This window comes from Deinococcus aerophilus, assembly GCF_014647075.1.
In the GTDB taxonomy this organism is placed as follows: domain Bacteria; phylum Deinococcota; class Deinococci; order Deinococcales; family Deinococcaceae; genus Deinococcus; species Deinococcus aerophilus.
Genome location: NZ_BMOM01000055.1, coordinates 1 through 9,790 on the forward strand (window position 1 = coordinate 1; position 9,790 = coordinate 9,790).

Below are 9,790 nucleotides of genomic sequence, written 5' to 3' on the forward strand. Positions count from 1 at the left end.
TGCAGGCGTCCACACGGACCGTCGTAGCCGGTGATGACGTGCGCCGAGTCGAAAGTGAACTCGGACGTGAGGGTCCAGGGCATTAGCGGGTCACCGCCCCACTCAGCACGCTGGACTCGACCTTCGGCGCGTCCGTCACCTGCGTCCGCACCCAGCGAACCAACGGAATCAACAGAAGGCTGATCAGCATTTTCAAAATAATCTGCCCCACCATCAGGTTCAGCAGAGGCGCGCCTGTGCCGGCGAAAGCCAGGGTGATGAAGATGATCGTGTCGAGGGTGGTACTGACAGCGTTCGATGCAATGACCTGGACGGCCACCCCGCGCTGTTTCAGGCGTTCAAAGATCAGTGCGTCGATCAAGGTACTGATCAGGTACGCCGCAAGACTGGCCATCACGACACGGAGGGTGGCCCCGAATACCACCTGGTAGGCGTCTGTGTTGAAGAAACCCGGTTTGGGCAGGGCATTCACAAGCAAGCCGTAGCCGGCGAGCAAAGCGTTAGCGGCAAAACCTCCCCAAATCAGGGCTTTGGCACTGCTCCAACCGCCTGCCGTGTGAATGGCGTCGCGCAGGGTGAAGGTCAGCGCGTACAGGAATATGGCGCCGGGGAAGATAAATGATCCGACCTGGACAAGCCGACCGGCCGTGACGTTGCTGACGAGTTCTGCACCGATGTAGATGGAGACCAAGATGATGAGGAGTGTGGGATTGATTTGGGTCATGTAGGCAGACTCCGGAAGGGAAGACCGTTGTTCGCATGAAACCGCTCGGGCGGTTCATGGACGACGGAGTCCAGTGCACCCACGGTGGGTACGACAAAGTGGCGGGGTACTGCCCAGGCGCCTTCCTCGCAAGGAAGCACGGCAGATGTCAGCAGTGTGGGAAATTAGAGACGCACTGAACAGCCGTCGGCCCCGAGCATTCGGGGAGTCAGACCGTTCGGTTGTGGCGCCCTGGGCGCTGTGTCAGCGGTATGGCGCGGAGCGCTCAGGAGAGGCACCGGGGGCCAGCCGCGATGTCACCCGAACAGAGGATTCGGGTGACATCGCGTGCCCGAGGTGAAGGGGATCAGGTGGGGCACTCCTGCCACCTGATCCGGTGCCAAGAAACACCCAGATCCTGCCGTAGTACTTATTCATAGTTCTCCTGTTGCCCGTGCGGCCTTACGGGTGAAGGGCAGCGGCACAGTCTGTGCGCTATCGGATAGTGTAGCGAATTTAGCCCAGGACAGAAACGAACGAGAAAGCCTCAGGACGGTTCTGGCAACTTAACGCCTATGGGGTGGTGAACGGTGAAGGACTGCAAGCCCTGCTGACGTTGTACGACCGTTTCCCCTCCAGTTAGTGAGACGTCCAAGAACTGCTCCACGAGCGCGGAATCATGGTCGGTCACGAGATGCTGCAGGCTACTTACCAGACAAAACTCGGCATGAGGGCGTGTACTGACCGCCAGTACACGGGCGAGGGGTGGAGCAGAACATCTTGAAGATGAGTGATGCCCAGCCGAAGGTGACAAAGACGCAGGTGTGCAGGGCCGAGGGTTATGACCAGTTATTGGGATACAGGGAGCAGGGGAACCTCAGAAAGGCAGGTGGCCTAAAGGTCAGGCCACCTGCCCCACGACCTCTTGCCACGTTTTGAAGGCACGCTGTTAATTCAAGGGCCAGGGGTGAGTGGGAACGGTGAAGCAAGCCGGGTGGTGGAGATTCGTGATACGCACGTGCAGGTTGAAGAAACCCTGTGCTCGTTTTTGTGATCCGAACCCGCACTGACGTGCCGCCGTACGTGTTCGCAGTGCAGAACGTCCTGCCACCCACGCAAGCGGGTGTGGCCACGTAGAATGTTGCGTTTTTCCAGCAACAAGGCGGCAGTGTGGGCCGCGCGGTACCGGGCAACGTCTTCGCTTCGAGTCTCGGGACGCGCGTGCTCTGCTGGCCGCCATGGCGATGCGTAGACGAAGCAACGAGGGCACCATCCATCCCGTGTACCACGAAGACCACCGGACCGGATACCGGGGTCTGGCGAGTTACCGGGACCCAGAAACCGGGCGGCAGCGACGCCGGTCGGTGACCCGCAAGACCCGGTCCGAAACGGAGCGGGCGCTGAAGATCCTGATAGACCAGTTGCCCCGGGGTGGTGGCCAGCGGGCACGCACGGCGCTGCCTGCCTCGTTCCCGCCCTCTACCCGGCCGGAGACCCTGCATGCCCTGCTCGAGCGCTGGCTGGACTACAAGCGCCGTGACGTGCGTCCGTCCACGTACCGCGATTACGTCCACACGCTGCGGTTCGTCCTTCCCGTGCTGGGCGAGCGCTCTCTGAGCAGCCTCACGGCGCTCGACGTCGAGCACCTGGCGCAGACCCTGCACCGCGCGCACGCCCCGAAGACAGCGGGCCGTATGCTGGGCCAGCTCCGGATGGTGCTGCGTCAGGCCGTGGTGTGGCAACTGCTCGCGGTGAACGTGGCCCAGTATGTCCGCAAACCGAAGGCGCCGAGACCGGAAGTGCAGGTCTGGACGGCCGTGCAGGTGACCCGCTTTCTCACGGCCGCCCGCGGCCACCGGCTCTGTCCCCTCTTTGCGCTGGCCGTCACGACGGGCATGCGCAAGGGGAGCTGCTGGCGCTGCAGTGGGGCGACATTGACCTGCAGATCCACGAACCCGCCGTGCGTCATAACCTGGTGAGGAACGAGGCCGGACAGTACGCCGTGAGACTTCCGAAGAAGGGCGCGGGCCTGCGCAGGCTCGTGCTGGCGCCCGACATCGTCCTCGCCCTGCAGCGCCACTTGCGGGAAGAGCACCGGAGGCGCCGCGCGCCGGCGCCGGGGGACTTCGTGTTCACCGCCGGCTCGGGCAACCACGTCCAGCCGCGCCATCTGGACCGCACCTTCCGCGCCCTGACGCGGGACGCCGGCCTACCGCGCATCCGTTTCCACGATTTGCGCCACACTGCGGCGAGTCTACTGATCCGTCAGGGTGTGCCGGCGAAAGTGGTGGCCGCCCTGCCGCTGGACGTGTTGCTGGGCGCCTCGGCGGAACGTTCGGCCGCCCTGTCACCCGAGTCGGTTACGGACGCCCAGCGGGGGGCCGATGCCCTGCGCACCCTGCATGCGGCGCTGGGCAACTTTCTTCGTCAGGCTCCCGCGTGGGCACAGGAGGTCGCCTTCGCCGGTCTGGCCAGACGACCCGCGGCGGTGACACGCCGGCGATGAATCCTGGCCCACCCGACGGGATCTGGACCGATCGGCCGCGGTTCCCGGATGCACCCCAGGCCGCCGCGCAGGCCCCCCGCCTCAGTCGGTGGCTGCCGTCTCCAGGAAACGTTACCGACCTCCGAGATCGCCCCACCATACGGCTTGAACCAGCACCTGCCGGATGTGGCAAGCTGTTGATGACTGGAGTGGGGCACAGGCTTCCACAGATAAGAGGCCTGATGTGCAGGCTGCCTGCCACACGATTTCTCGCCACGCAGCGCGCGTGCCACTCTGCCAGCGACGCGGCCTTCACCCTCGCGCCCCGTGCGGGAAGACATCAGATGGCCCGCACCGTTCGCCTGTGAAGGGGGCGGCCACCCTCTCCCCCACGGAACGCGGCGAGTCCGCGCCGCCATGATCGGTCTCTCCACGCCGCCATCCATCATGCCGGGTTCATGGACGTTCGGGGACAGGAACCGCACCGGGGCTGCAGGCCATGAACCCGAGGTGATGCGGGGAACCGTTCCGTCATGGTCTCGCGCAGTCTTACCGGTAAGACCAGATCGTCACCGGTCCTTGAGCACCTCGGGCATCCGGGCGAGCCAGCGGTCCACGGCCCTGCGTTCGTCGGGCTTGAGGTCATTCAAGAAGCGCCGGCTGCCCAGCTTGCGGGCCACCTGGGCCGCTGCGCTGGGGGCCGGGGATGGATCGCTCAGCCGCCGGGCCTCAGCCTGCAGTTCGCTGCGTGACGCGCCCTGTCGGGCCAGGTCGATCAGGCGGACGTGGTGCGCCTCGGGCGCACCAACCACCACCGAGGCGAGCGTCAGGGCCAGTCCACCGCGCAGCGCTTCGAGTACCACCTCGGGCCAGCCCAGGATGCGCAGTTTGTTCTTGGCAAACGACGACCAGCTCTCCCCCATCGGCCCGAACACGGCGTCGAGCGCGGCGGTCTGTTCGCCCGCCTCTTCCTTGGTCAGCCGGATCAGGCGGCGGCGGGCATCGTCTCGCGGCAGGCCCAGGGCGGCGGCGGCCAGCTCGAGCTTGGCGTCCACCTCGTCGATCAGATTGAGGTCCTCGCGCTGCAGGTTCTCGAGCAGGGCCGCCATGCGCGCTTCCCGGTCGTCCAGGCTGCGGACGACCACCGGCACCTCGTCCAGCCCGGCGAGCTGCGCTGCCCGCCAGCGCCGCTCACCGGCAACGATCTCGTGACCGCCGTCCACCGGGCGCACGAGCAGCGGCTGCAGCACCCCCTGCTGGCGGATGCTCGCCGCCAGGCTGGCCAGGCCAGCGTCTGCGAAACTGCGCCGCGGCTGGGCAGAGCCGGGCCGCAGATCGGCGACGGCCAGGACGGTGACCGCGTCCGGTCGGCTGAGGTCGCTCGGGAGGTCGCCCAGCAGTCCGGCCACGGTGCGCTGGCGCCGGGGACGCGGGCGGGTCACGCCACGCTCCCGGCGTAGGTCAGTCCCACGGCGCGCGCCACGTCGGCGGTCAGCACCTTGATGTCCGCGTGTACCGGACTGCCCGGGGCGTACACTCCCACCGGCGCGCCCTGGGCCGTGGAGTCAAGCCAGACGGCCTCACGCTGCGGCACCGGCGTGGCGATGGGGGAGAGGTGGGCCCGCAGGTCGGCGAGGACCTCGCGGTCGTGTAACCGCCGCGAGTCGTACAGGGTGGGCACGTACAGCGCCACCGTGAGGTCGGGGCGGACCTCGCGGTACTCGGCGAAGGCTCCCTGCAGGCCGGGCAGGGCGTCGACGCCCTTCTGGCGGGTAGGCACGGGAACGACCATGCGGTCGGCGGCCAGCGCACCCAGGATGGCGAGCTGCCCCAGGCTGGGCGGACTGTCGATCAGGACCACGTCGTAGCGGTCCTGGACGTCCTGCAGCGCACGGCGCAGGCGGCCCTGTGCGCCCACCCGGCCCATCATCTGCCCCTCGGCGACTGCCAGCCCCACCTGGGCCGGAATCAGATCCAGACCGTGGACCCGGACCGGTGCGGGCAGCGGCTGACCGTCCACAGCCACCGGATAGACGGTCTGCTCACGGACCACCCCGTCCACGCCCAGCCAGCCGGTGAGGTTGGCCTGGGGGTCGAGGTCGATCAGAAGGACCCGCAGGCCGCCGAGGGCCAGCTCGTGGCCCACGTTGAGGGTCAGGCTGGTTTTTCCTGCGCCCCCAGCATGGTTAAAAACCGTGACGGTGATCATGTCGGCTACTGTACACCGCCCCCGGACCACCGGTCTTACCGGTAAGACCGGGGCCGTCCCGTGGATCTTCCATCCCGGTTCAGCAGCCCGGGACGAGCAAGGAAAATGCGCTCCCATGCTCCGAACACGGTCAAGGGTTCTGGCAACGGGACGCCGGTAGGGGGGTGAGCTGTGATGAACCGTACGGAGAGAAGGGACTCACGGACGATCGAAAGCAGTGGTCAGGCGCGCGCAGTGGTGGCGTCGGCAGTCCTGTTCGGCGCGCTGCACCTCGGGAACCTGCTGTACCGCGATCCGGCGATCGTTGCCGCTCAAGTGGTGGGGGCCTTCTGTTTCGGCCTGGCCTTCGCAGCACTGCGAATGCCCTGTGGATCTTGATGGTGCTGCATGCTTTGCATGACTTTACCCTGCGGTACTCGAACTTCCCGCTGATTCCGCTGAATGTCGCCCAGGATATCGTTCTGTTGGGGTTCGCCTGGGTTCTGCTGCGTGGGATGCGCCGCTCCGAGACAGACGACGTCGGAAGCGCAGTGGCACATCCGGTGAACATTTGAAGGGTACTGGCAACCCCACTTGACCTCAGCGGCGAGAGGTGGCTTCGTCGGACTGGAGCAGGCACGGTGGTGCAAGTGTGCTGGTGGAGGTTCGGGACGTGGGCGTGCAGGGCCAGGAACTCCTGAGTCCGCCGTCATGAGTCTCGAGATGGGCATCGCGTTTGGAGTGCTCATGGGCACGGCGCTGGGGACTGCCCTCTAAACAGGGATGGGCAGCGCGCTTGAGGCTCGAACCCGAAACCAGTTTGGCTCGTGCTGCGTTCCGGGGAACTGGAATCAGAAGCAGGGTCCTCAGCACCTGACACTTTGCGGCAAATGGCGTCCTGGACGCGGTCCGGCACAACGAAGGGCAGTATTTGGGTCTGTGACGATCCCCGATACTGCTCGACTGCATGCTGACACGCTGGCGACCCACCTGCACACCGCCCTGCCCCATCGCCGTCTGGACGCCCTTCGGCGTCTTGCGGAGGTGCTCCTGGCGCTGATCCAGGCCGAATCCACGCTCCACCGCAAGATTGCGCTTCACCTTCCTCGTGATGCCACCCTTGAATCCAAGACCCGCACCGTCGCGCGGGTCTTCCACGACGCTCAACTGACCCCGCAGGACGTCACAGACGTCCTGCTTCCGCTCCTCCCTCAGGGCAAGCTGACCTTGATCATAGATCGGTCGACCTGGCACGACGCTCAGACGGCCCTGAATATCCTGGTGCTGGGTGCCATCCTCGGCGGGGCAGTCATCCCGCTCGTGTGGTCCATCCTCCCGCATCAGGGGAACAGCAGTACCGCTGCCCGGATCCTTCTGGTCGCGCGCCTCCTGGGAGTGCTGCCCGCCCGACGCTGGGCGGTGTTGATCGCTGAGCGGGAGTTCGTCGGGCAGCAGTGGTGCTCATTTCCGCGCTGGATACGCATCCGGCAGTGTCTGCGTATCCGGGAGAACACCCGCACCCAGGATGACCTGGCCCGGGATCTATTCACCACGCTCCAACCGGGTGAGGTCCGTACGCTGTTCGAGCGGACCTAGTCTACGGCGGCTGGATGCACGTGGTCATCACCCTGTCCCCCGCGGGGGACAGGGTGATCGTCGCCTCGGATTTGCCCGTCCTGGACGTCCTGACCACCTATCGGCTCAGGTGGGGCATCGAATTGACATTCTCCGCCTTGAAGTCCCGCGGGCTCAACTTGGAAGCCACGCACATGACGGCCCCCGAGCGCATCTCCCGATTGTTTGGGTTGCTCAGTGTGGCCCTGGCCTGGATGACCCGGGTTGGCGTACAGGCTCTGCAGAGAGACCCACCCAGGCGAGACAAGCGGGGACGGGCGGTGGTGAGTCTGGTACGGATCGGGTGGTAGATCCTCAGTCAGGCATTGCGGTGGGGCGGTGACGCCTTCTGCAATTGCCTTGAGCTGCTCAGCACGCCATTCCTGCCGACTGGAACATCAATTTCCCGAAGTGCCAGGTGCTGAGGGTGGGGACGATATCATGCCATATCGTCTCCCTTTTTATGCGCTCAGCATGCTCGTTTGTCCCATCAACCCCAGGCCCTAAACGGCGTGTACGGGCGTGCGTCTTTTGAAACCTTGCGTCAGCGTGTCTTACTTGCCAGCTGGCCCGCTGCACGGAATTGTCGGAAGAGCCAAAACCGGGTCACCCTCAATCTCAGAGGGCCTGTTCTTCTCGTTGTTCTTCAGCCCTTAGCCGCTCTTTGAGATCGTCCACGAAGCCCTGGGCGTCGAGGGTGGCCAGCCGATGGTGCGCCGACTCGATCAGCGGGGCTGGATCCAGTCGCCCCTGCGTCACCAGATCGCGCACCGTGTCGAGCTCAGAAAGGCTGAATTTGCGGGTGTACAGCAGCGAGATCCGCTTGGCTGTGAACACTGCGGCGGCGTCCGGCGCTAGGCCGGCGAGTTCCTCGGCCCAACCGGGGAGGGCGGGGGTTGTCTCTGCTTCCCGTTCAGGGCGAGGACGCGATGACTCTGGCTTCACTGTGATGACCTTGCCGGCTTGACTGTCCGGGTACTGGTCGGCGTTCTTGATCAGGTGGACCAGGGCGTGCGCCGCCGTCTTGCGGACCGTGAGCTGGCCAGACCGGACGAGCCGCTCGAACAGCTCGATGCGGCCGATCAGCACAGAGGTGGTGTACTGACGGGCCAGCTGCCTGGAGACCCCGTCGGTCACGCCGTGCATGCGCAGCCGGTGGAGGAGAGTGGGACTGACCGGCGTGAAATCCGGCGAAAACTCATACCTCAGGCGCTGCTCCCGGCCCCGGCCCGTGACGACGATCTGGCGCAGGTAACCGCGGCGCAGCAGCTCCTCGTGCGGTTTCTCGAGGGCCCGCCTCACGGCGTCGGGACGGACGTTCGGCAATTTGCACTGCTCGGCCAGTTCGATCAATCCGACCTCATATTCATCGACCAGCTCGTCAGGAGATTCGGGATGGTAGCGCATTGCGTCGAGCAGGCGAAAAATAATGCGGGTGCGCGGCCTGGACAGCGACTGCATGAACTCAATGTTGAGGGGCTTGGTGTAGCCGCTCCGCAGAGAGGCTACCAGCTGCTCCGCGAGTCGGAGTCTGAGCATGCTCCGTTCATCGAATCTGCCCGACTCGCCCTGATGCGTGTATTCCAGCAACTCGATGAAATGGAATTTCGCCGTGGTCCAGCGCCGGTTGGGATGGTCCCTCCAGCCTCCACCGATCTCGTACGAGGTCGTGTGCAGCCGGTCCAGACTGGTCGAGAGCATCCCCCGGTACTTGCCGTTGCGGTGAAAGCCAGCGAGCTGCATCAGCTCAGACACCGCCAGCGTCATGATGCCGTCGTCGGGCAATCCGATGCTCATGTAGTGGTCGATCAGCGCGCTGCTGACGTCGTTGTCGATACCGTGAGGGACACCCAACTCGGGCAGGGCCCTGCAGGAGACCCGCACGAGGCGCTCTCCGTCCTGATAGGTCACCCGCCAGGAATTCTGTCCGGCCAGCTGGTCCTGTGCCGAGACCAGGTTGAGCCGGCCCCAGTTCAGGTCATCGAAACTGCTGCGCTGTTTGTCAGTCACGGGCCCCCTTGGTGTTGAACAACATATTCCTTACCTGGAAAAAGATCTTGACAAGTAATTGGTGAAAAACACCAACAAGAGGAGGGGCCAGATGCCGTCTGGGACGCAGCAGATCGACCGAACGCCATAAGTATGTCTCAGGTAATGCCTCGAGTATGTCTCAGCAGCCCAAAAAAATGCCGCAGGTATGTCTCAGCGAATCCCACGGGTGTGTCCCAGGTGATGCCTGGGACACACCTGTGGGATTTGTCTGGATTCCCACGAGTGTGTCCCAGGCGGGGAACGTCGAACTCCACGGGTGTGTCTCAGGCAGTTCAGAGCAATCCCTCGGGTGTGTCCCAGGTGATGCCTCAGGTGTGTCTCAGATAGGTGTACTGCCTTTTCGCGCCTTTTGGTGTCACCGCCCTCCGGTGTGTGGACATCGGTGACATCAAACACGGGTGGCGGGTTATGGATGAGCACAGCGGTGTGGTCGATCATTTCTGCCGTCACGCCGGGTGCAGCCGGGAGCGGAGTTCGCGCAGCAGGGCAGGCACCTGACTGAGGGTGACCCGGTTTTGCGCAGATGGAGATAAGCCTCGACAATAGGAGGCATCATCATGACCCACCGCAGAATCCATTCCGCCGAGTTCAAGCGAGACGCCGTTCAGCTCGCCCGAACGGGCGGCAACCTCTCCCACACTGCTCGCGAACTGGGCCTCAATGCCTTGGAGTGACCCCCCAGGAGCGGACCAGGAGGCAAGGCACTTCGCCCCCGTCAGCTCTTAGGCTGACGGTACCGAAGGAGCCG

General features: G+C 64.7%; 8 protein-coding genes and 2 pseudogenes. 6 read left to right on the forward strand and 4 right to left on the reverse strand.

All coding sequences use genetic code 11. From position 1 onward, the window contains the following. Window positions 1-82 precede the first annotated feature (82 nt). Window positions 83-724 (reverse strand): queuosine precursor transporter, encoded by a 642-nt coding sequence (locus tag IEY21_RS16220; protein ID WP_188905384.1) that lies wholly within the window; start codon window positions 722-724, stop codon window positions 83-85. A gap of 1,223 nt (window positions 725-1,947) precedes the next feature. Between IEY21_RS16220 and IEY21_RS16225 the strand changes: the two genes are divergently transcribed. Further along, window positions 1,948-2,682 (forward strand): tyrosine-type recombinase/integrase, encoded by a 735-nt coding sequence (locus IEY21_RS16225; RefSeq protein ID WP_188905385.1) that lies wholly within the window; start codon window positions 1,948-1,950, stop codon window positions 2,680-2,682. Beyond that, the gene (locus IEY21_RS16230; protein WP_229753183.1) at window positions 2,664-3,209 is read left to right on the forward strand and encodes a tyrosine-type recombinase/integrase; all 546 of its coding nucleotides are present in this window, start codon (window positions 2,664-2,666) and stop codon (window positions 3,207-3,209) included. The genes IEY21_RS16225 and IEY21_RS16230 overlap by 19 nt, the downstream gene beginning before the upstream one ends. 548 nt (window positions 3,210-3,757) lie before the next feature. On the opposite strand, the gene IEY21_RS16235 is transcribed toward IEY21_RS16230, so the two are convergent. Next, entirely contained in the window at window positions 3,758-4,630 is an 873-nt protein-coding gene (locus IEY21_RS16235; protein ID WP_188905386.1) for a ParB/RepB/Spo0J family partition protein, read from the reverse strand. Then, the gene (locus IEY21_RS16240) at window positions 4,627-5,397 is read right to left on the reverse strand and encodes a ParA family protein (protein WP_188905387.1); all 771 of its coding nucleotides are present in this window, start codon (window positions 5,395-5,397) and stop codon (window positions 4,627-4,629) included. Before IEY21_RS16240 ends, IEY21_RS16235 begins: the two co-directional genes overlap by 4 nt. A gap of 174 nt (window positions 5,398-5,571) precedes the next feature. Here IEY21_RS16240 and IEY21_RS17155 point away from each other — a divergent pair, with 174 nt between their 5' ends. The 3 genes and pseudogenes from IEY21_RS17155 to IEY21_RS16255 all read left to right on the forward strand — a co-directional run bounded on the left by IEY21_RS17155 (window position 5,572) and on the right by IEY21_RS16255 (window position 7,415). Continuing rightward, on the forward strand, window positions 5,572-5,775 hold the full coding sequence (locus IEY21_RS17155; protein ID WP_373290532.1) for a CPBP family glutamic-type intramembrane protease: 204 nt from the start codon (window positions 5,572-5,574) through the stop codon (window positions 5,773-5,775). Beyond that, the gene (locus IEY21_RS16250) at window positions 5,772-5,951 is read left to right on the forward strand and encodes a hypothetical protein (protein WP_188905389.1); all 180 of its coding nucleotides are present in this window, start codon (window positions 5,772-5,774) and stop codon (window positions 5,949-5,951) included. Before IEY21_RS17155 ends, IEY21_RS16250 begins: the two co-directional genes overlap by 4 nt. A 364-nt stretch (window positions 5,952-6,315) precedes the next feature. Beyond that, a pseudogene (locus IEY21_RS16255) lies at window positions 6,316-7,415 on the forward strand (IS4 family transposase). 193 nt (window positions 7,416-7,608) lie between these two features. On the opposite strand, the gene IEY21_RS16260 reads toward IEY21_RS16255, so the two are convergent. Beyond that, window positions 7,609-9,000, reverse strand: coding sequence for a replication initiator protein A (locus IEY21_RS16260; protein WP_188905390.1), 1,392 nt, complete (start codon window positions 8,998-9,000; stop codon window positions 7,609-7,611). Between the two features lie 599 nt (window positions 9,001-9,599). Between IEY21_RS16260 and IEY21_RS16265 the strand changes: the two are divergent. Then, window positions 9,600-9,707, forward strand: a pseudogene (locus IEY21_RS16265) (helix-turn-helix domain-containing protein); the annotation flags it as partial. Window positions 9,708-9,790: the final 83 nt, after the last annotated feature.